Source organism: Mucilaginibacter panaciglaebae (genome assembly GCF_039539265.1).
Lineage (GTDB): Bacteria > Bacteroidota > Bacteroidia > Sphingobacteriales > Sphingobacteriaceae > Mucilaginibacter > Mucilaginibacter panaciglaebae.
This window is the reverse complement of record NZ_BAABCV010000006.1, coordinates 42,284-60,319: the sequence shown is the minus strand read 5'-3', so window position 1 is coordinate 60,319 and position 18,036 is coordinate 42,284. Positions and strand designations below refer to the sequence as shown.

Genomic DNA, 18,036 nt, shown 5'->3' with positions numbered 1-18,036 from the left:
GACGCAAAATGTGCGTCTCTACGATGAATTTGATATAAATAGAAAACGCCCTGCTCGATAATCGAACAGGGCGTTTTTCTATACTGTAAAGACGCAACATTTTGCGTCAGAGAATTATTCGCCTTTTTCAGCGTTTTCTTCGCCTTCAGCAGCTGGAGCCTCTGGTGCTTCTTCTGCTGCCAGAGCCTCTTCAGCTGCCGGAGCTTCTTCAACTGCAGTTTCAGCAACTGGTGCCTCTTCGACAGCAGTTTCAGCAACCGGGGTTTCGTCAGCAGGAGTTACTGCAGCGCTTGCAGCCGGAGCTTCGGCTTTGCCTTTGCCTGAACCACCACGACGACGTGTTGATTTCTTAGCAGCTTGTGCTGTATCTGTACCGTAAGTAGTATTGTAGTCAACCAACTCAATGATCGCCATTTCAGCGTTGTCACCTAAACGGTTTTCTAATTTGATGATACGAGTGTAACCACCGGGGCGGCTAGCAATTTTCTCAGCAATTTCGCGGAACAGGATAGTAGTAGCTTCTTTGTCTTGCAGGTAGCTAAATACTGTACGACGTGAGTGTGTAGTATCGTCTTTTCCTTTAGTCAGGATAGGTTCTACATAAACGCGTAAAGCTTTTGCTTTAGCTAAAGTAGTAGTAATACGCTTGTGTAAGATAAGCGATGTAGCCATGTTACTCATCATCGCTTTGCGATGGCTGGTAGTACGGCCTAAGTGGTTGTGTTTTTTACCGTGTCTCATTGTTTTTTGTTTTGTGGCACGTGCATACCGTTGGGCGGCTTTGCAGTCAAGCCCGCGGAATTATGCAAATACTCCGTTAAAAATTTGTGTTTGGAGTTAGTGAGATCGCCTCACTATAAAACTCTGTTTTATTAAATTCAGGAATTAAGAGTCAAGACACACTGATCCTGATCCTTAATTCCTGACTCTGTTTTTATTCTTCGTCTAATTTAAATTTCGACAAATTCATGCCGAAAGAAAGACCTTTTGATTTTACCAGATCCTGAATCTCAGTCAGTGATTTTTTACCAAAGTTCCTGAATTTCAGCATATCAGCTACGTCGTATGACACCAGGTCAGCCAGGCTGCGGATATCAGCTGCTTTTAAGCAGTTTAACGCACGTACAGACAGGTCAAGATCGACCAACTCAGTCTTAAGGATCTTGCGCATGTGCAGGATTTCCTCGTCAACTTCTTTAGTTTCTTCTTTAGCCTGAGCTTCTAACATCATGTTTTCGTCGCTAAATAACATAAAGTGCTGGATCAGGATCTTAGCAGCTTCTTTCAGCGCGTCTTCAGGATGGATAGAACCGTCTGTAGCAATATCCAATACTAATTTCTCGTAGTCGGTTTTTTGCTCAACGCGATAGTTCTCTATAGTGTATTTTACGTTTTTGATTGGCGTATAGATCGAGTCGATAGCGATAACGCCAACGTTGGCATCAGGGTTTTTATTCTCTTCGCTGGCAACGTAACCACGGCCTTTGTTGATAGTGAACTCAATCTCAAGTGTTACAGCAGTATCCATATTGCATACAACCAGCTCAGGATTTAATACTGTAAAGTTATTTGAAAATTTAGTGATATCACCAGCCTTAAAAGCATCCTGACCGTTGATGATCACGAAAACTTTTTCGCTGTCGCCAGACTCACCTGTCTTTTTAAACCTAACTTGTTTTAAGTTTAAGATGATCTCGGTAACGTCTTCAACAACTCCTTTTATAGTTGAAAACTCATGCGATACACCTGAGAAACGTACTGAGGTAATTGCATAACCTTCAAGCGATGAAAGTAATATACGACGTAACGCATTACCAATGGTTACACCAAAGCCCGGCTCCAACGGACGAAATTCAAACGTCCCTTCAAAATCGGTCGACTTTTGCATGATAACCTTGTCTGGTTTCTGAAATGCTAATATTGCCATTTATATCCTTTATTTATTGTTTACTTAATTTGGATGATTTTAAACCACAAAAATGATTGACAGAATATGCCAATCATTTTGCGTAATAATGTCGTTATTATTTAGAGTATAACTCGACGATCAGATTTTCCTTAATGTTTTCCGGAATCTCGTCACGGTTTGGATAGTTTAGGAATTTACCTGTTAAGGTGTTAGCATCCCATTCTAACCAGCTATATTTTGTAACCCTGTGGCCTGCTACCGAATTAACAATAGCTTCCAGAGATTTTGATTTTTCGCGTACTGCAATAACGTCACCAGCTTTAACTTGGTAAGAAGCAATGTTTACTACTTCACCGTTTACAGTGATGTGTTTGTGGCCAACCAACTGACGGGCAGCTGAACGTGTAGGAGCTATACCTAAACGGTATACAGCATTGTCTAAACGAGCTTCTAAAAACTTCAATAAGTTTTCGCCGGTGATGCCTTCTTTAGCTGAAGCACGGTGAAATAAGTTTTCGAACTGACGCTCTAATACACCATAAGTATATTTAACTTTTTGTTTCTCCATTAACTGTACCGCATACTCAGACTGTTTGCCTCTTCTTTTTGAAGAGCCATGCTGGCCTGGGGGGTAATTTTTTCTTTCTAACGCTTTATCCGCACCGAAGATCGGTTCGCGAAAACGGCGTGCAATTTTTGATTTTGGGCCTGTATATCTTGCCATTGTTTGTGTGTTTTAAAGTATCAAGCAGCCCGCAGCTGCCGAATCTTAGCTTTAAAAAAATAGTGAATTAAACTCTTCTTCTTTTTGAAGGACGACATCCGTTGTGCGGAAGTGGTGTGATATCTTTAATAGTAGTTACCTCAATACCGGTAGTTTGTAAAGTACGGATAGCCGATTCGCGACCAGAACCCGGGCCTTTTACAAATACTTCTACTTTACGTAAACCTAAGTCGTAAGCGGTTTTGCCGCAATCTGCAGCAGCCTGACCAGCCGCGTAAGGAGTGTTCTTTTTTGAACCTTTAAAACCCATTTTACCAGCTGATGACCATGAAATAGCCTGACCGGTTTTATTAGTTAAAGTGATAATGATATTGTTAAAGGTTGCATTGATGTGTGCTTCGCCTACAGACTCAACAACAACAATACGTTTTTTGGTAACTTTTTTAGCTTTAGCCATTTTTTCTTTTTAATTATTGATTGAATGAATTACTGAATTATTGAATAATTCGGACCCATTAACCGTTTTAATTTGTCTGTTCCTAATGACTAAAGAGCAGCGAATCAATCGTGCTCCTTAATCATTAATCATTTATTACTTAGTAACTTTTTTCTTGTTAGCAACTGTCTTACGTTTACCTTTACGGGTACGTGAGTTGTTTTTTGTGCGCTGACCGCGTAATGGTAAACCTTTACGGTGACGTGTACCACGGTAGCAACCAATATCCATTAAACGTTTGATGTTTAATTGTACTTCTGAACGCAGAGCACCTTCAACTTTTACTTCGTCGTTGATGATCGTACGAATCGCAGCTAATTGGTCGTCATTCCAGTCTTGAACTTTAGTATTAAAGTCAATACCGGCTTTAGTTAAAATTTCCTGGGCTTTAGAACGGCCAATACCGTAAATGTAGGTTAAACCTATCTCGCCTCTCTTATTCTTTGGTAAATCAATACCTGAAATCCTTGCCATATTTGTAAATTGTTTTTTAGTAAGACCGAACGGCGGGCCACCGTTGTACGGATACTTACAATGCCTTTTCTAATTATCCCTGACGTTGTTTAAATTTCGGGTTCTTTTTGTTGATCACATAAAGTTTCCCGTTACGACGGATGATTTTGCAATCAGCGCTACGTTTTTTGATGGATGCTCTAACTTTCATCTCTATATTTATTATTTATATCTGTACGTTATTCTACCCTTGGTCAAATCATAAGGGCTCATCTCCAGTTTTACGCGGTCGCCAGGTAATATTTTGATATAATGCATGCGCATTTTACCTGATATGTGCGCAATAATCTCATGACCATTTTCAAGTTCAACCCTGAACATTGCGTTTGATAACGCCTCCCGAATTGTACCGTCTTGCTCAATCGAAGATTGTTTTGCCATATTTTACTGATTATTACTTGATTATCCGCCCCAAAACCGGGACGCAAAATTAATAAAATATTTTTAATTAATTTATTTTTTCTTTTAAAACCTCGTCAACATATTCAAACGATGAAAGGATATCTGCTTTGCTCTTTTTTACTGCTACGGTGTGTTCGTAATGGGCAGATGCTTTACCGTCGACGGTTGATACGGTCCAGCCGTCATCCCAAAATTTAACTCCGGCACGCCCGGCATTGATCATCGGTTCGATGGCTATTACCATGCCTTCCTCTAATTTTATGCCCGATCCGCGTTTACCGTAATTAGGTACTTCTGGTTTTTCATGCAGCTTCAACCCTACGCCGTGGCCTACCAGTTCTTTTACCACACCAAAGCCATGCTTTTCGGCATGCTCTTGTACGGCGTAACCAATATCGCCTATGCGGTTACCCACTATTGCTTTCTCAATACCTTTATCTAAACACTCGCGGGTTACACGCATTAAAGTCTTAACCTGGTCGCTTACTTCGCCAATAGCAAATGTAAAAGCCGAGTCGCCATAGTACTTATTCAGTATCACGCCGCAGTCGACAGATACCAGATCACCATCTTTCAAAATATGATTACCAGGGAAACCGTGTACTACCTGATCATTTAATGAGATACAAAGCGAATAAGGGAAACCTCCGTAGTTTAAAAAGGCCGGAACCCCACCATTATCACGTATAAAAGTTTCTGCAAGTTTGTCTAATTCTATAGTCTGTATGCCTGGTCTTATAACTTTCGCTATCTCTCCATGTGTCTTTGCAACCAGCAAAGAACTTTCTCTGATAAGCTCTATCTCCTCGGCAGACTTATAGTAAATTTTCGACATTCTGAATTATATTGCTGTCGGCGTAATTCCGGTAGCAGCAGGTATTGATGTACGGCCGGTAATTCTGCCGGTTTTCATTAAACCATCGTAATGGCGCATTAACAAATGGCTTTCTATCTGCTGTAAAGTATCCAAAACAACTTGTACCAGAATTATCAGCGATGTCCCGCCAAAGAATCTTGAAAACAAGGTGTTAACACCAAACATACTTATAACCGCTGGTATGATAGCTACTATTGCCAAAAATATAGAACCTGGCAACGTTATCTTTGATATGATATCATCAATATAATTGGTTGTCGCTTCACCCGGCTTAACACCCGGTATAAAACCATTGTTCTTTTTCATATCCTCAGCCATTTGTTTCGGGTTAACCGTAATAGCTGTATAGAAATAAGTGAACACAATAATTAGTATGGCAAACAACAAATTGTGTAACCACGAATTGTAATTTGACAAGGCTATCATTATGCTGTTAGAAGACAAGCTTGTGAAGTATGAGGCAAATGTTGCCGGCAAGAACATCAATGCCTGCGCAAAGATGATAGGCATAACACCTGCAGCTGTTACCTTTAAAGGGATGTATTGACGTACACCACCATATTGTTTGTTACCTACAATACGCTTCGCATATTGTACAGCTACCTTACGGGTACCTTGCACAATTAATACAGTAAACATCACCACACCTAACAAAGCTACCAACTCAACAATAAAGGTAATTAAACCACCACTACCGCTTGTACGGTTCTGGAATTCGGCCACAAACGCACCTGGCAATTGGGCAATGATACCCACCATGATAATTAATGAAATGCCATTACCAATACCTTTATCAGTAATTTTTTCACCTAACCACATTACAAATAAAGTGCCTGAGGTTAATACAAACGTATTCATCACGGTAAACAGTGGGTTGCTGATCAGCATCTCATCGGCCGTTACTTGCGATTGCAAGTAAGCAGCAGCTTGTAAAGCAGTGATAGCGATGGTCAGATACCGTGTCCACTGGTTGATCTTGTTACGTCCGCTTTCGCCGTCTTTTTGCATTTTGGCAAAATAAGGAACTGCTATGCCCAGTAACTGCATCACAATAGAAGCAGAGATATAAGGCATAACACCTAACGCGAAAATAGAGACCCGTGAAAACGAACCTCCTGCGAACATGTTTAACAAACCTACCAGACCTTCAGCCTTGCCTTTTGATGCAACAGCATCACTAACTCCCGGTAAGCGAACAAAAGATCCTACGCGATATATTAAAAGAAATAAGAGTGTGTTAATAATACGCACTCTTAAGTCTTCAATTTTCCAGATATTGGATATTGTGGTGAAAAACTTCTTCATTTAGATTTATAGCTTATGATTAAAGCTTAACTACAGAACCGCCTGCTGCTTCAATAGCTTTTTGGGCAGTAGCAGTAAATGCGTGTGCTGAAACTTCTAACTTGGCCTTTAATTCGCCACGACCTAAGATTTTCACTAAGTCGTTCTTTGATGCCAAACCATGCTCTCTTAACGTAGCAAAGTCGATAGTTGACAGCGTATATTTTTCAGTCAGTTGCTGTAACACGTCAAGGTTAACACCAACATACTCAACACGGTTAGGGTTCTTAAAGCCCACCTTTGGAGTACGGCGTTGTAATGGCATCTGGCCACCTTCAAAACCTATCTTAGTGCTTGTACCTGAGCGTGAACCGGCACCTTTATGGCCACGGGTTGATGTACCACCACGGCCAGAACCTGTACCGCGACCAATTCTCTTTCTATTTTTAGTTGAACCTTTTGCAGGTTTTAGATTACTTAAATTCATGATATTAAATATTTTCTACCGCTACCAGGTGATTAACTTTTCTAACCATACCTATAATAGCCGCAGTAGCTTCAACTTCCACGCTGTGGTTAATTTTCTTTAAGCCCAGTGCCTGCACTGTCTTTTTTTGGCGCTCGGTTCTATCGATTACGCTCTTAATCTGGGTAATTTTGATCTTCGCCATGATAATTATCCGTTAAAAACTTTACCTAAACTAATACCGCGTTGTTGTGCTACAGTATGTGCATCACGTAATTGTGATAATGCAGATACGGTTGCTTTAACCACGTTGTGGGGGTTTGATGATCCCTTTGATTTTGCAAGTACATTATGTACACCTGCAGATTCTAATACTGCACGCATCGCACCACCGGCAATTACACCGGTACCGTTTGCTGCAGGTTTTAAGAATACAAAACCGCCAGAAAATTTACCTATTTGCTCATGAGGTATAGTGTTGTTAATGATCGGAACCTTTACCAGATTCTTTTTAGCATCATCAATACCTTTTGCAATAGCTTCAGTAACCTCTTTTGCTTTACCTAAACCGTAACCTACAACACCGTGCTCATCACCTACTACCACAATGGCAGAGAAGCTAAAGGTACGGCCACCTTTGGTTACTTTGGCTACACGCTGTATGCTTACCAAACGATCTTTTAATTCGATCTCGCTGGTTTTTACTCTTTTTATGTTGATTGTTGACATTTTCTTTTTTTATTGAGTGATTGAGTGAATTAGTGAATGTGTGATTTCTTGACTATTTATTCAAACATTCACTCATCCGCTAATTCATTAATTCACTAATTAGAAATTTAACCCACCCTCACGTGCACCTTCAGCCAGTGATTTAACACGACCGTGATACAAATATCCGTTCCTGTCAAAAACTACATCTTTAATGCCAGCTGCAACAGCTTTTTGGGCAACTAATTTACCCACTGCTACCGACTGATCTGACTTAGTACCATCAGCGCTAAATTCTTTTGACAAAGATGATGCTGATACCAATGTTTTTCCTGTTACATCGTCAATGATCTGTGCATAAATACCTTTATTGCTTCTGTACACTGACAAACGAGGACGGGTTGCAGAGCCTGAAAGGCGCTTTCTGATACCCATTTTAATTCTGTCTCTTCTTGATAATTTCGCTCTAGCTGCCATGACGATTATTTTTTAGATGCTGATTTACCTGCTTTTCTTCTCAATACTTCGCCAACAAACTTGATACCTTTACCTTTGTAAGGCTCCGGTGCACGTAACGAACGTATTTTAGCTGCTACCTGGCCAATCAATTGCTTATCGTTTGATTCCAGAATAATGGTTGGGTTTTTACCCTTTTCAGCAGTAGTTGAAACTTTAATTTCTTTTGGTAACTCAAATACATAGTGGTGAGAGAAACCCAACACTAAATCTAAGGTATTACCATTATTAGTTGCGCGGTAACCCACACCTACTAATTCTTGCTCAATTTTGTAACCGGTTGTTACGCCAACAACCATATTATTTAACAAAGCACGGTATAAACCATGTAATGCTTTGTGGCGCTTTTGATCAGTTGGACGTTGAACTAAAACTTCAGTACCTTCCTGAACAACTTTAATATCTTTATCCACCGCTTGCTGCAGTTCGCCTTTAGGGCCTTTTACTGTAACTACATTATCTTCAGATACGGTAATAGTTACGCCTGCAGGTACTGGTATTGGTGATTTTCCTACTCTTGACATTGCTTAATTCCTCCTCCTGATTAATAAACGTAGCATAAAACTTCGCCACCTACGTTTTGTTGACGCGCTTCTTTATCGGTCATTACACCGTGAGAAGTTGACAGGATAGCGATACCTAAACCATTTAATACGCGTGGCATATTGCCTGTGCCTGCATATTTTCTGAAACCTGGTCTGCTGATACGGTCAATTGAACGGATAGCAGAAATTTTGGTGATTGGGTGGTACTTTAAAGCTACTTTAATTGTGCCTTGCGGACCATTCTCTTCAAACTTGTAGTTTGCAATGTAACCTTTGTCAAAAAGAACTTTGGTTATTTCTTTTTTAAGATTAGATGCAGGAATCTCAACAACCCTGTGGTTGGCTTTAATAGCATTTCTTACCCGGGTAAGATAATCTGCGATTGGATCTGTATTCATTATTTATTGTTTGTGATAGTGGTTTCCTTCTCCTAACACCAGAGACGACCTGCCATCGGTTAATTCTTTTATTTAAGCTTAAAGCAAAAAGCCGAAGGCTCAAGCTTTCTGCTTTAGTCTTTCAGCTTTACGCTTTTTACCAAGAAGCCTTTTTTACTCCCGGGATCTTGCCGGCTAATGCCATTTCGCGGAATGTAACACGCGAAATACCAAACTGACGCATATAACCACGAGGACGGCCAGTTAATTTGCAACGGTTATGCAGTTTTACAGGCGACGCCGCTTTTGGAAGCGCATCTAAAGCTACATAATCACCGGCTGCTTTTAAAGCCTCTCTTTTTTCAGCATATTTTGCTACTAACTTAGCACGTTTTACTTCACGCGCTTTTACACCTTCTTTAGCCATTGTTAGTTGGAGTTTGATTTTTAAATGGTAAACCAAATTGCTTAAGTAACTCTAATGCTTCAACATCGTTGGTAGCAGAGGTTACAAAGGTAATATCCATACCCTGAATTTTGTTAATTTTATCAATATTGATTTCAGGGAAAATGATTTGCTCGGTAATACCTAAAGTATAGTTACCTCTTCCGTCAAAACCTTTATCGTTGATACCTTTGAAATCGCGGATACGTGGTAAAGCAACAGAGATCAAACGATCTAAGAACTCATACATATTATTGTCGCGCAAAGTTACACGTACGCCTACCGGCATGTTTTTACGCAATTTGAAGTTTGAGATATCTTTTTTAGACTTTGAAGCAACAGCTAACTGACCAGTAATAGTAGTTAACTCAGTAATGGTGTTCTCGATCAGTTTCTTATCGGTAGTAGCACCACCAACACCCTGGTTAATTGCAATTTTTTCCAGTTTTGGCACTTGCATTACGCTTTTGTACTGAAATTTATCTTTCAGCGCGGTGCGTATCTCTGATTTATATTTCGATTTTAATCGTGGTGTGTATTCCATTACTTGATTTCCTCCCCTGATTTTTTAGCTACTCTTACCAGTTTACCGGCACCATTCAATTTACGGCCTACACGGGTTGCAGCACCTGATTTTGGATCAACCAAAGCCAGGTTTGAAATGTGTATGGCAGCTTCTTGTTTAATGATACCGCCGTTAGGGTTAGCAGCATTAGGTTTGGTATGTTTTGATACCATGTTAGCGCCTTCAACAATAGCTCTGTTTTTGGCTACTAATACTTCTACTACTTTACCTTGTGACCCTTTTGAATCGCCGGCTATAACTTTAACTAAATCACCTTTACGGATCTTTAATTTTGCTTGTGTTTTCTTTTCCATGTTACAATACCTCCGGTGCTAATGATACAATTTTCATAAATTGTTTCTCACGCAATTCTCTTGCAACAGGGCCAAAGATACGTGTGCCTCTCGGCTCATCCTGGTTGTTTAACAAAACAGCCGCGTTATCATCGAAACGGATGTATGAACCATCTTTTCTGCGGATCTCTTTTTTGGTTCTAACCACAACGGCTTTTGATACTGTACCTTTTTTGATGTTACCAGAAGGCAGCGCGCTTTTAACGGTCACTACAATCTTATCACCAATGGAGGCGTATCTTTTACCGGTACCGCCTAACACACGGATCACTAAAACTTCCTTAGCGCCGCTGTTATCAGCTACATTTAATCTTGATTCCTGTTGTACCATCTTATTTAGCTCTTTCTAAAATTTGAACTAATCTCCAATTTTTGCTCTTGCTCAGCGGACGAGTCTCCATGATCATTACCGTATCGCCGATACCGCAGGTATTCTCCTCGTCATGAGCTATAAATTTGGTAGTTTTCTTAATAAACTTACCATAAATCGGGTGCTTCACCTTCCGTTCCACAGAAACCACAATAGATTTTTGCATCTTATTGCTTACTACCAGGCCGGTACGTGTTTTTCTTAAATTTCTTTCCATTTTCCTCGACGCGTAAAATTAATTTTGTTCAGAAGCTTGCGCTGCCTTACGCTTAGTTAATTCAGTATTTAAACGAGCAATATCCTTGCGCACTTTTGTAATGCGGCTCGGGTTCTCAATCGCTGAAACCGCATGTGCAAATTTAAGCTTGGTAAGATTTGCTCTCTCCTCGCTGATCTTTGCAACCAACTCTTCAGTTGCGAGGCCTGTAATTTCTGAGTTCTTCATTTTCAATTATTCTATTAGTGTTTGAGTTTTTAGTTCCAAGCTCACATATGGTTAGTTGACAACCGCAAACTCAAAACTGCTAACTTTTATTTATGCTTCTACGTAATCTTTACGTACAACAAATCTTGTTTGTACCGGTAACTTTTGGGCTGCAAGGCGTAATGCCTCTTTTGCAACTTCCAAAGGTACACCCTCTGCTTCAAAAATGATCCTTCCGGGGCGAACTACCGCTACCCAATATTCCGGAGCACCTTTACCTTTACCCATACGTACCTCTGCTGGTTTTTTAGTTACAGGTTTGTCAGGGAAAATCCTGATCCACACCTGGCCCTCACGTTTCATGTAACGTGTTACAGCAATACGTGCAGCCTCGATCTGACGGCTGGTAATCCAGGCCGCTTCGAGTGATTTTACACCGAAAGATCCAAATGACAGTTCAGCACCACGAGTGGCTAAACCTTTCATTCTGCCTTTTTGCATCTTTCTGAACTTCGTTCTTTTTGGCTGTAGCATTTTCTTAAGCTTTTATATCGTCTCGATATATTAATCTAACCTTCTGTTATTATCTTCTTGGTGCACCACCGCGGTTGTTACCGCCTCTGTTTTGGCCACCCGGGCGGTTGTTACCACCTGGTTTACGATCGCCTCTGCGCTCGCCACCACGTTCACCACCTCTTTCATTGCCTCTGCGATCACCGTAACCGCCTGAGCTTTCCGGACGACCACCTTTACCGCTGGCGCTGCTGGTACCACCAATGTTTGGTGACAGATCGCGTTTGCCATAAACCTCGCCTTTGCATATCCAAACTTTAACACCTATTTTACCATAAGTTGTTAAGGCTTCGCCTAATGCATAATCAATGTCTGCACGGAAAGTGTGCAATGGGATTCTTCCTTCTTTATATTGTTCGCTACGTGCCATCTCAGCGCCACCTAAACGGCCTGATGTCATTACTTTAATTCCTTCAGCACCCATACGCATGGTTGAAGCTATTGAAGTTTTCATGGCACGACGGAAAGAGATACGTGCTTCAAGTTGTTTTGCTATGCCTTCAGCTACAAGTTGTGCGTCAAGCTCGGGGCGTTTAATCTCAAAGATGTTGATCTGAACTTCTTTCTTGGTAAGTTTTTTCAACTCTTCTTTAATTTTATCAACCTCTGCACCACCTTTACCAATCACAATACCCGGACGGGCAGTGTGGATAGTTACAGTGATACGTTTTAAAGTACGCTCGATAACTATTTTAGACACGCCACCTTTGTTGATACGTGCTGATAAGTATTTGCGGATCTTTTCGTCTTCAACTAATTTATCGGAGTAGTTGTTGCCACCGAACCAGTTAGAATCCCAACCTCTGATGATTCCTAATCTGTTACCTATTGGATGTGCTTTCTGTCCCATTTTAATTAATTGATATCGTTTTTAGAGCCTACAATTAGCGTTACGTGGTTTGAACGTTTGCGGATACGGTAACCTCTGCCTTGAGGAGCCGGACGCATTCTTTTGTTTTGACGACCACCGCCTACTGATACTTCTTTTACTACCAGGTTGCTGTCTTCAACACGTTGACCTTCATTTTTAGCTTCCCAGTTTTTGATAGCTGATACCAAAAGCTTTTCAACACGGATTGCTGCTTCTTTATTTAAGAACTTCAAAGTGTTTAACGCTTTCTCAACTTCAACACCGCGGATCAAGTCAACTACCAAACGCATTTTGCGTGGTGAAGTTGGACAGTTCTGCAGTTTCGCAACAGAAGCGCCACCTTGCTGAGCCTTCTCTTGCTCTTTGCGTTGTCTGATCAATACAGACTTTTTGATTTTAGTTGTTGCTTCCATTGCTTATTTTTTCTTTTCTGCGTGACCGCGGAATGTACGGGTTGGCGCAAACTCTCCCAGCTTATGACCAACCATATTTTCTGTTACATACACAGGGATGAATTTGTTACCGTTGTGTACCGCGAATGTATGACCAACGAAATCAGGAGAAATCATGGAACGACGTGACCATGTTTTTACAACCGATTTTTTATTTGACTCATTTAACGTCAAGACTTTTTTGTCAAGGTTATGGTCAATATAAGGTCCTTTTTTAATTGAACGTGCCATTATTATTTCTTCCTTCTTTCAATGATATAACGATCAGACCCTTTTTTCTTGTCACGGGTTTTGTAGCCTTTAGCTAACAAACCTTTACGTGAACGTGGATGACCACCTGAGGCTCTACCCTCACCACCACCCATAGGGTGATCTACCGGGTTCATGGCTACACCACGAACTCTTGGGCGACGGCCTAACCAGCGGTTACGACCAGCTTTACCTAATACCGCGTTTGCTTTTTCACCATTTGAAACGGTACCGATAGTAGCTAAACAAGTAGCTAAGATCATACGGGTTTCGCCTGAAGGCAATTTGATGATAGCGTATTTGCCATCACGTGCTGAAAGCTGTGCATAAGTACCAGCAGAGCGTGCTATCACACCACCCTGACCAGGATTCAATTCAATGTTATGAATGATTGAACCCAACGGGATAGATTTCAACTGCATTGTGTTACCAACTTCAGGTGCTACTGATACGCCTGACACTACGGTCATGCCTACAGTTAAACCTTCAGGAGCGATCATATATCTTTTCTCACCATCTGCAAAGTGTAGCAGAGCTATACGTGCAGAACGGTTAGGATCATACTCGATAGTAGCAACTTTTGCAGGGATGTCAAACTTATTGCGTTTAAAGTCAATTAGTCTATATGCTTTTTTATGGCCACCGCCCAGGTAGCGCATAGTCATTTTACCACTGTGGTTACGACCACCAGATCTGGTGTTTACCGATACAACCAACGACTTTTCAGGAACGTTTGTTGTAATATCTGAGTTAGATACATCAACTCTGAAGCGGGTACCCGGCGTAACCGGTTTAAATCTCTTTACTGCCATGTCTTAATTATATATTGCTGTAAAAATCTATTGTTTCACCGTCTTTCAACGTCACAATCGCTTTTTTCACGGTTGCAGAACGGCCTTGTACCAAACCTGCTTTAGTGTTACGACTTTTCAGTTTTCCAACGTATCTCATTGTATTAACAGCAGTGATATTAACGCCATACATGGTTTCGATTGCTGTTTTGATCTGAATTTTGTTAGCCCTTGGGTCAACTATAAAAGCATAACGGTTAAGCTTCTCAGTGATTTGAGCTACCTTTTCAGTAAGTAAGGGTTTTCTTAAAATTTCCATATTACTTAGCTAATGCTTCCTCCAAAATTTTAACAGCACCGGTTGTCAACACCAATTTACCAGCATTTAACACATCATAAGTGTTAATTTGGTCAACGGTGGTAACCTTTGTCTTTTTAAGGTTTCTGCTTGATAAATACACATTGTTATTTGCTGCAGGCAATACTAATAATGTTTTAACATCACTAGCGTTAATGTCGGCAACCAGTTTTATGTAGCTTTTAGTTTTGATTGAGTCAAAGCTAAAATCTTCTAAAACGATTACATTGCTCTCCTGAGCTTTGTAAGTTAAGGCAGAGTAGCGAGCCAATACTTTAAGTTTTTTATTCAACTTAAAGCTGTAATCGCGCGGCTGCGGACCGAATACACGACCACCACCATTAAACAATGGAGATTTTACGCTACCGGCACGTGCACCGCCTGTACCTTTTTGTTTATATAATTTGCGGGTTGAACCAGCAATTTCATTACGTTGTTTTGCTTTATGCGTACCCTGACGTTGGTTAGCTAAAAATTGCTTAACGTCTAAGTATATTGCATGATCATTGGGCTCTATACCGAATATAGCTTCAGGAAGTTGCACCTTGGCACCTGTTTCTTTACCTGATACGTTTAATACTTTAACTTCCATCTTATTTATCCACTATAACGAATGAACCCTTAGCCCCTGGGATGGAACCTTTAACTACTAACAGGTTTTGCTCTGCGTAAACTTTCAATACTTCTAAGTTTTGAATTTTAACACTCTCATTACCCATTTGGCCTGCCATACGCATGCCTTTAAATACTCTTGACGGCCAAGATGAAGCACCCAATGAACCCGGAGCACGTAAACGATTATGCTGACCGTGAGTTTGCATACCCACACCACCAAAACCGTGACGCTTAACCACACCCTGGAAGCCTTTACCTTTTGACGTACCCACTACATCGACAAAATCTCCCTCAGCAAAAATTTCTACAGTAACAGTGTCACCTAAAGATTTTTGGTCTTCGAAAGTTTTAAATTCAACAAGTTTACGTTTTGCGGTTGTTCCGGCTTTCTGGAAATGGCCTTTAAGAGGTGCAGAAGTGTTTTTCTCCTTTTTCTCGCCGTATGCTAGCTGTACTGCTGCATAACCGTCTGTTTCAACAGACCTTACTTGTGTTACTACGCAAGGGCCAGCTTCGATAACTGTGCAAGGGATGTTTTTCCCTGAGTCGTCGAATATGCTGGTCATTCCTACTTTTTTACCAATTATTCCTGACATTTTTTTATGTGTTTGTGCCCATCGAAGCAGTAGGGCTTCGTTCAAGGCATTATATTTTCCCCTCGAAAGGGACGGCAAAGATAGCAACTTTACTTTAATTGTCAAATAGTTACCAGCTTATTTTTTAATAAATATTTAAAACCGATAAAAAGTTGATTATATGTGTGGTAAAGGGCGCCGCGCATGCAATTGTCCGTTATATTAACTCGCAGGTCGTCAACTTTTAAATAAGCACCGATTCAGTTTCACAGACATTTGAAAAATTAAAATATCCGTAATCAAGAATAAGCGCCTGCCCCCTGGCAGAAGAAAGGCTGACCGGGCGAATCAATGCTCCGGCTACTCACTTAGCCGGCATTAAGAGGGCGTTACCTTCGGCCCGGGCTTTACGCTCATACTGCACAAGGCCTTAACCGCAAAGCCGGTATCCGCTTCAATCCCTAACGCAAACTCACCACAGATAACACACTACAATACTTCTTTTTTATCACCAACCACTAATTAACTAATTACTATAAAACCTATATTTAAACATCAATTTAAACCTGTTATGGCCTTTGGCATATCACCCCGAAAAATAATAACTATCCCATTGGGCAACTACAGCCCCGACTATTACCTTACCCTGCTTTACCATGCCTATAAAAGCCTGGGCTGGCGCATAAGCTATTTTAACAGGGACGGCATTATTGGATACACGCCTATATCGTGGGAAAGCTATGCCGAAGAGGTATCGGCCCGCATTGAAGGTAACAACGTCATCATCAAAAGCGAATGCGTGGGTTACCAGTTTTTCTTTACTGATTATGGCAAGAATGCCAAAAACCTGGAGCTGCTTTTAGATGGCGAGATTGAATATGTAGAATACCACCTTAAAGAGAATTTACATGAAACCACACAACAGCTAATAGACAGCACACCCGAAAACAAGTTTATTACCCTGGAAGACCCACCAATGGGCTATAAAGAAAAGCTGCGCGATTTTTTGGCAGCCTTTACGCCAAAGCCGGGGTATTACATTACACCCGTTGTGGTGCTTATTAATATCGCTGCCTTTTTTGCCACACGTATAATAATGCTGGCCTTGCTCTTGGCCGGCATACTGAATGCATCACGCCATCATGGTACTGTAATGCACTATCTTAAAAATGATATTGAAGGCTTGTATCTGTCGGTTGGGTTTAGTACCCGCAATGCGGTTTTAAGCGGGCAGGTATGGCGTTTGGTAACCAGCGTATTCTCTCATTTCTCGCTACTGCATCTTGCCGGCAATATGGTTGTTTTAATCTACATCGGGTCGCTTATTGAATCAAAGCTTGGCAAATGGAATTACCTGCTGCTGTATTTATTAACGGGTATTTGCGCCAGTGTAACATCCGTAGTATGGCATGACCATGTTGTAATGGCCGGCGCTTCGGGCGCTATATTTGGCTTATTCGGTGTACTGTTAGCGCTGCTGAGCACTAACTTTTACGAAGCCAATGCACGGCGTGCGTTGCTGATCAGCACTGCCATATTTGTCGCTTATAGTATCATCCCGGTAGGCAAACGTGTGGATCATGCCGCGCATTTTGGCGGTCTGGTATCGGGCTATTTATTCGGGTGGATTGCTTATATGGGATTAAAAAGCAACAGGCAAAAATTGATCATCCTATTTGCGGCAACTGCTACGGTTATATATACTGGCTGCTGCCTGGCTCTTGCTCCTATTTATCAGTTTAAAGATTTAAGACAACTTACTCACCAATCGCAACAGTTATCGGACAAACTGCAACGCGATTTTTACGGAAACTATGGTGTTAGCCGCGATTCGGTGATGCTGCTGCTAAACCATAAAGCACTGCCCGAAATTGATACGTTAAAGCTCATTGCCAACAGGATGGATCGACTGTTATTACCTAAAAAACAAAAGGCCCTGGCCAATATTAAATCAAGGTTGATTTTACAGGAATGTAAATTATTTACGTTGCTATATAAAGAATTCCGCGACCGCGACCAGGTAAAATATCGCGCGGAGATTAACAACACCACCCAAATTATAAATGATTTGCGGATAGATTGGAGTAAAACCGGCAATGATCCGGACATGGAAGATGGCGAAGAGTGAGTATATTTGCGGCATAATTTAGTACTAAATGAATTTCTATACACGCAAATGGGTAAAACCCGAAGACCTGAACGCTCACGGAACGCTATTTGGCGGCCGCCTGTTGGCCTGGATAGACGAGGAAGCTGCCATTTACAGCATTATTCAATTAGGCACCAACGGCTGTGTTACCAAATATATGTCTGAGATAAACTTTGTTAACTCGGCCCGTCAGGGCGACATTATAGAACTGGGCATTAAGGCTACTCATTTTGGCCATACCTCAATTACTCTGACCTGCGCCGTGCGCAATAAGATCACGCAAAAAACAATACTTACTGTTGATAAGATTGTGTTTGTTAGTGTCGACGAAAACGGCAAACCGGTTAGGCATGGTCGTACAGAGATTACGTATACTGATGAGCGTTTAAGGGAATAATTGAAACTGCTTCAAAACTTCACGCGCGTCGA

31 protein-coding genes are annotated in these 18,036 nt (G+C 41.1%); 2 read left to right on the top strand and 29 right to left on the bottom strand.

Features of this window, described 5'->3' with window-relative positions; translation table 11 throughout:
• Positions 1–114 precede the first annotated feature (114 nt).
• From rplQ to rplC, 29 genes are all read right to left on the bottom strand, one after another.
• The gene (rplQ, locus tag ABD772_RS09525) at positions 115–741 is read right to left on the bottom strand and encodes a 50S ribosomal protein L17 (protein WP_345103269.1); all 627 of its coding nucleotides are present in this window, start codon (positions 739–741) and stop codon (positions 115–117) included.
• A 193-nt stretch (positions 742–934) separates the two neighbouring features.
• Positions 935–1,927 (bottom strand): DNA-directed RNA polymerase subunit alpha, encoded by a 993-nt coding sequence (locus tag ABD772_RS09520; protein ID WP_345103267.1) that lies wholly within the window; start codon positions 1,925–1,927, stop codon positions 935–937.
• Positions 1,928–2,024: 97 nt separating this feature from the next.
• Positions 2,025–2,633, bottom strand: a complete 609-nt coding sequence (gene rpsD, locus ABD772_RS09515; RefSeq protein WP_345103265.1) for a 30S ribosomal protein S4 — start codon at positions 2,631–2,633, stop codon at positions 2,025–2,027.
• Positions 2,634–2,700: 67 nt separating this feature from the next.
• Positions 2,701–3,090: a 30S ribosomal protein S11 gene (rpsK, locus tag ABD772_RS09510; RefSeq protein ID WP_345103263.1), complete on the bottom strand. Its 390-nt coding sequence runs from the start codon at positions 3,088–3,090 to the stop codon at positions 2,701–2,703.
• 135 nt (positions 3,091–3,225) lie between these two features.
• A complete protein-coding gene (gene rpsM, locus ABD772_RS09505; RefSeq protein WP_345103261.1) occupies positions 3,226–3,603 on the bottom strand; it encodes a 30S ribosomal protein S13 in 378 nt (125 codons plus the stop codon).
• 73 nt (positions 3,604–3,676) lie between these two features.
• Complete coding sequence (ykgO, locus tag ABD772_RS09500) at positions 3,677–3,793, bottom strand: type B 50S ribosomal protein L36 (protein ID WP_022833269.1); 117 nt, start codon at positions 3,791–3,793, stop codon at positions 3,677–3,679.
• 11 nt (positions 3,794–3,804) lie between these two features.
• Positions 3,805–4,023 (bottom strand): translation initiation factor IF-1, encoded by a 219-nt coding sequence (infA, locus tag ABD772_RS09495; RefSeq protein ID WP_022833270.1) that lies wholly within the window; start codon positions 4,021–4,023, stop codon positions 3,805–3,807.
• A 67-nt stretch (positions 4,024–4,090) separates the two neighbouring features.
• On the bottom strand, positions 4,091–4,879 hold the full coding sequence (gene map, locus ABD772_RS09490; RefSeq protein WP_345103243.1) for a type I methionyl aminopeptidase: 789 nt from the start codon (positions 4,877–4,879) through the stop codon (positions 4,091–4,093).
• A 6-nt stretch (positions 4,880–4,885) separates the two neighbouring features.
• Positions 4,886–6,226 carry a preprotein translocase subunit SecY gene (secY, locus tag ABD772_RS09485; RefSeq protein ID WP_345103241.1) on the bottom strand — a complete coding sequence of 447 codons (1,341 nt, stop codon included), beginning with the start codon at positions 6,224–6,226 and terminating at the stop codon, positions 4,886–4,888.
• A gap of 19 nt (positions 6,227–6,245) precedes the next feature.
• Positions 6,246–6,692 carry a 50S ribosomal protein L15 gene (gene rplO / locus ABD772_RS09480; protein ID WP_345103239.1) on the bottom strand — a complete coding sequence of 149 codons (447 nt, stop codon included), beginning with the start codon at positions 6,690–6,692 and terminating at the stop codon, positions 6,246–6,248.
• Between the two features lie 4 nt (positions 6,693–6,696).
• Entirely contained in the window at positions 6,697–6,876 is a 180-nt protein-coding gene (rpmD, locus tag ABD772_RS09475; RefSeq protein WP_345103237.1) for a 50S ribosomal protein L30, read from the bottom strand.
• 5 nt (positions 6,877–6,881) lie between these two features.
• Positions 6,882–7,400: a 30S ribosomal protein S5 gene (rpsE, locus tag ABD772_RS09470; protein WP_345103235.1), complete on the bottom strand. Its 519-nt coding sequence runs from the start codon at positions 7,398–7,400 to the stop codon at positions 6,882–6,884.
• Between the two features lie 99 nt (positions 7,401–7,499).
• A complete protein-coding gene (gene rplR / locus ABD772_RS09465) occupies positions 7,500–7,856 on the bottom strand; it encodes a 50S ribosomal protein L18 (protein WP_345103233.1) in 357 nt (118 codons plus the stop codon).
• A gap of 5 nt (positions 7,857–7,861) precedes the next feature.
• Entirely contained in the window at positions 7,862–8,419 is a 558-nt protein-coding gene (gene rplF, locus ABD772_RS09460; RefSeq protein ID WP_345103231.1) for a 50S ribosomal protein L6, read from the bottom strand.
• Between the two features lie 20 nt (positions 8,420–8,439).
• Positions 8,440–8,838: a 30S ribosomal protein S8 gene (gene rpsH, locus ABD772_RS09455; protein ID WP_425562824.1), complete on the bottom strand. Its 399-nt coding sequence runs from the start codon at positions 8,836–8,838 to the stop codon at positions 8,440–8,442.
• A gap of 136 nt (positions 8,839–8,974) precedes the next feature.
• Positions 8,975–9,244, bottom strand: a complete 270-nt coding sequence (gene rpsN / locus ABD772_RS09450) for a 30S ribosomal protein S14 (RefSeq protein ID WP_345103229.1) — start codon at positions 9,242–9,244, stop codon at positions 8,975–8,977.
• Positions 9,237–9,806, bottom strand: coding sequence for a 50S ribosomal protein L5 (rplE, locus tag ABD772_RS09445; RefSeq protein WP_345103227.1), 570 nt, complete (start codon positions 9,804–9,806; stop codon positions 9,237–9,239). The genes rpsN and rplE overlap by 8 nt, the downstream gene beginning before the upstream one ends.
• On the bottom strand, positions 9,806–10,141 hold the full coding sequence (rplX, locus tag ABD772_RS09440) for a 50S ribosomal protein L24 (protein ID WP_345103225.1): 336 nt from the start codon (positions 10,139–10,141) through the stop codon (positions 9,806–9,808). The genes rplE and rplX overlap by 1 nt, the downstream gene beginning before the upstream one ends.
• 1 nt (position 10,142) lies before the next feature.
• Positions 10,143–10,511: a 50S ribosomal protein L14 gene (gene rplN / locus ABD772_RS09435; protein ID WP_066006038.1), complete on the bottom strand. Its 369-nt coding sequence runs from the start codon at positions 10,509–10,511 to the stop codon at positions 10,143–10,145.
• Between the two features lies 1 nt (position 10,512).
• Complete coding sequence (rpsQ, locus tag ABD772_RS09430) at positions 10,513–10,767, bottom strand: 30S ribosomal protein S17 (protein WP_345103222.1); 255 nt, start codon at positions 10,765–10,767, stop codon at positions 10,513–10,515.
• 18 nt (positions 10,768–10,785) lie between these two features.
• On the bottom strand, positions 10,786–10,995 hold the full coding sequence (gene rpmC / locus ABD772_RS09425; RefSeq protein WP_345103220.1) for a 50S ribosomal protein L29: 210 nt from the start codon (positions 10,993–10,995) through the stop codon (positions 10,786–10,788).
• 90 nt (positions 10,996–11,085) lie between these two features.
• Positions 11,086–11,508: a 50S ribosomal protein L16 gene (gene rplP / locus ABD772_RS09420; protein ID WP_345103219.1), complete on the bottom strand. Its 423-nt coding sequence runs from the start codon at positions 11,506–11,508 to the stop codon at positions 11,086–11,088.
• A gap of 49 nt (positions 11,509–11,557) precedes the next feature.
• On the bottom strand, positions 11,558–12,397 hold the full coding sequence (gene rpsC, locus ABD772_RS09415) for a 30S ribosomal protein S3 (RefSeq protein WP_345103217.1): 840 nt from the start codon (positions 12,395–12,397) through the stop codon (positions 11,558–11,560).
• Between the two features lie 5 nt (positions 12,398–12,402).
• The gene (rplV, locus tag ABD772_RS09410) at positions 12,403–12,831 is read right to left on the bottom strand and encodes a 50S ribosomal protein L22 (protein WP_345103215.1); all 429 of its coding nucleotides are present in this window, start codon (positions 12,829–12,831) and stop codon (positions 12,403–12,405) included.
• 3 nt (positions 12,832–12,834) lie between these two features.
• Positions 12,835–13,101 carry a 30S ribosomal protein S19 gene (gene rpsS, locus ABD772_RS09405; protein ID WP_194107141.1) on the bottom strand — a complete coding sequence of 89 codons (267 nt, stop codon included), beginning with the start codon at positions 13,099–13,101 and terminating at the stop codon, positions 12,835–12,837.
• A 2-nt stretch (positions 13,102–13,103) separates the two neighbouring features.
• On the bottom strand, positions 13,104–13,931 hold the full coding sequence (gene rplB, locus ABD772_RS09400; protein WP_345103212.1) for a 50S ribosomal protein L2: 828 nt from the start codon (positions 13,929–13,931) through the stop codon (positions 13,104–13,106).
• A 7-nt stretch (positions 13,932–13,938) separates the two neighbouring features.
• The gene (rplW, locus tag ABD772_RS09395; protein WP_345103210.1) at positions 13,939–14,229 is read right to left on the bottom strand and encodes a 50S ribosomal protein L23; all 291 of its coding nucleotides are present in this window, start codon (positions 14,227–14,229) and stop codon (positions 13,939–13,941) included.
• Between the two features lies 1 nt (position 14,230).
• On the bottom strand, positions 14,231–14,860 hold the full coding sequence (gene rplD, locus ABD772_RS09390; RefSeq protein WP_345103208.1) for a 50S ribosomal protein L4: 630 nt from the start codon (positions 14,858–14,860) through the stop codon (positions 14,231–14,233).
• A 1-nt stretch (position 14,861) separates the two neighbouring features.
• The gene (gene rplC / locus ABD772_RS09385) at positions 14,862–15,479 is read right to left on the bottom strand and encodes a 50S ribosomal protein L3 (protein WP_345103206.1); all 618 of its coding nucleotides are present in this window, start codon (positions 15,477–15,479) and stop codon (positions 14,862–14,864) included.
• A gap of 550 nt (positions 15,480–16,029) precedes the next feature.
• Here rplC and ABD772_RS09380 point away from each other — a divergent pair.
• The gene (locus tag ABD772_RS09380; protein WP_345103204.1) at positions 16,030–17,586 is read left to right on the top strand and encodes a rhomboid family intramembrane serine protease; all 1,557 of its coding nucleotides are present in this window, start codon (positions 16,030–16,032) and stop codon (positions 17,584–17,586) included.
• A 28-nt stretch (positions 17,587–17,614) separates the two neighbouring features.
• On the top strand, positions 17,615–18,004 hold the full coding sequence (locus ABD772_RS09375) for an acyl-CoA thioesterase (RefSeq protein WP_345103202.1): 390 nt from the start codon (positions 17,615–17,617) through the stop codon (positions 18,002–18,004).
• Positions 18,005–18,036 lie beyond the last annotated feature (32 nt).

What these genes read in the sequence shown, in the direction of transcription:
- rpsD (WP_345103265.1), bottom strand. Translation starts at nt 2,633, where the DNA reads ATGGCAAGATATACAGGCCCAAAATCAAAAATTGCACGCCGTTTTCGC.
- map (WP_345103243.1), bottom strand. Translation starts at nt 4,879, where the DNA reads ATGTCGAAAATTTACTATAAGTCTGCCGAGGAGATAGAGCTTATCAGA.
- rplR (WP_345103233.1), bottom strand. Translation starts at nt 7,856, where the DNA reads ATGGCAGCTAGAGCGAAATTATCAAGAAGAGACAGAATTAAAATGGGT.
- rplP (WP_345103219.1), bottom strand. Translation starts at nt 11,508, where the DNA reads ATGCTACAGCCAAAAAGAACGAAGTTCAGAAAGATGCAAAAAGGCAGA.
- infA (WP_022833270.1), bottom strand. Translation starts at nt 4,023, where the DNA reads ATGGCAAAACAATCTTCGATTGAGCAAGACGGTACAATTCGGGAGGCG.
- rplC (WP_345103206.1), bottom strand. Translation starts at nt 15,479, where the DNA reads ATGTCAGGAATAATTGGTAAAAAAGTAGGAATGACCAGCATATTCGAC.
- rplF (WP_345103231.1), bottom strand. Translation starts at nt 8,419, where the DNA reads ATGTCAAGAGTAGGAAAATCACCAATACCAGTACCTGCAGGCGTAACT.
- rpsS (WP_194107141.1), bottom strand. Translation starts at nt 13,101, where the DNA reads ATGGCACGTTCAATTAAAAAAGGACCTTATATTGACCATAACCTTGAC.
- ABD772_RS09380 (WP_345103204.1), top strand. Translation starts at nt 16,030, where the DNA reads ATGGCCTTTGGCATATCACCCCGAAAAATAATAACTATCCCATTGGGC.
- rplV (WP_345103215.1), bottom strand. Translation starts at nt 12,831, where the DNA reads ATGGAAGCAACAACTAAAATCAAAAAGTCTGTATTGATCAGACAACGC.
- rpsQ (WP_345103222.1), bottom strand. Translation starts at nt 10,767, where the DNA reads ATGGAAAGAAATTTAAGAAAAACACGTACCGGCCTGGTAGTAAGCAAT.
- rpsC (WP_345103217.1), bottom strand. Translation starts at nt 12,397, where the DNA reads ATGGGACAGAAAGCACATCCAATAGGTAACAGATTAGGAATCATCAGA.
- secY (WP_345103241.1), bottom strand. Translation starts at nt 6,226, where the DNA reads ATGAAGAAGTTTTTCACCACAATATCCAATATCTGGAAAATTGAAGAC.
- rpsM (WP_345103261.1), bottom strand. Translation starts at nt 3,603, where the DNA reads ATGGCAAGGATTTCAGGTATTGATTTACCAAAGAATAAGAGAGGCGAG.
- rpmD (WP_345103237.1), bottom strand. Translation starts at nt 6,876, where the DNA reads ATGGCGAAGATCAAAATTACCCAGATTAAGAGCGTAATCGATAGAACC.
- rpsH (WP_425562824.1), bottom strand. Translation starts at nt 8,838, where the DNA reads ATGAATACAGATCCAATCGCAGATTATCTTACCCGGGTAAGAAATGCT.
- rplX (WP_345103225.1), bottom strand. Translation starts at nt 10,141, where the DNA reads ATGGAAAAGAAAACACAAGCAAAATTAAAGATCCGTAAAGGTGATTTA.
- rpsK (WP_345103263.1), bottom strand. Translation starts at nt 3,090, where the DNA reads ATGGCTAAAGCTAAAAAAGTTACCAAAAAACGTATTGTTGTTGTTGAG.
- rplE (WP_345103227.1), bottom strand. Translation starts at nt 9,806, where the DNA reads ATGGAATACACACCACGATTAAAATCGAAATATAAATCAGAGATACGC.
- rplW (WP_345103210.1), bottom strand. Translation starts at nt 14,229, where the DNA reads ATGGAAATTTTAAGAAAACCCTTACTTACTGAAAAGGTAGCTCAAATC.
- rplD (WP_345103208.1), bottom strand. Translation starts at nt 14,860, where the DNA reads ATGGAAGTTAAAGTATTAAACGTATCAGGTAAAGAAACAGGTGCCAAG.
- rpmC (WP_345103220.1), bottom strand. Translation starts at nt 10,995, where the DNA reads ATGAAGAACTCAGAAATTACAGGCCTCGCAACTGAAGAGTTGGTTGCA.
- ABD772_RS09520 (WP_345103267.1), bottom strand. Translation starts at nt 1,927, where the DNA reads ATGGCAATATTAGCATTTCAGAAACCAGACAAGGTTATCATGCAAAAG.
- rplO (WP_345103239.1), bottom strand. Translation starts at nt 6,692, where the DNA reads ATGAATTTAAGTAATCTAAAACCTGCAAAAGGTTCAACTAAAAATAGA.
- rplN (WP_066006038.1), bottom strand. Translation starts at nt 10,511, where the DNA reads ATGGTACAACAGGAATCAAGATTAAATGTAGCTGATAACAGCGGCGCT.
- rpsN (WP_345103229.1), bottom strand. Translation starts at nt 9,244, where the DNA reads ATGGCTAAAGAAGGTGTAAAAGCGCGTGAAGTAAAACGTGCTAAGTTA.
- rplB (WP_345103212.1), bottom strand. Translation starts at nt 13,931, where the DNA reads ATGGCAGTAAAGAGATTTAAACCGGTTACGCCGGGTACCCGCTTCAGA.
- ykgO (WP_022833269.1), bottom strand. Translation starts at nt 3,793, where the DNA reads ATGAAAGTTAGAGCATCCATCAAAAAACGTAGCGCTGATTGCAAAATC.
- ABD772_RS09375 (WP_345103202.1), top strand. Translation starts at nt 17,615, where the DNA reads ATGAATTTCTATACACGCAAATGGGTAAAACCCGAAGACCTGAACGCT.
- rplQ (WP_345103269.1), bottom strand. Translation starts at nt 741, where the DNA reads ATGAGACACGGTAAAAAACACAACCACTTAGGCCGTACTACCAGCCAT.
- rpsE (WP_345103235.1), bottom strand. Translation starts at nt 7,400, where the DNA reads ATGTCAACAATCAACATAAAAAGAGTAAAAACCAGCGAGATCGAATTA.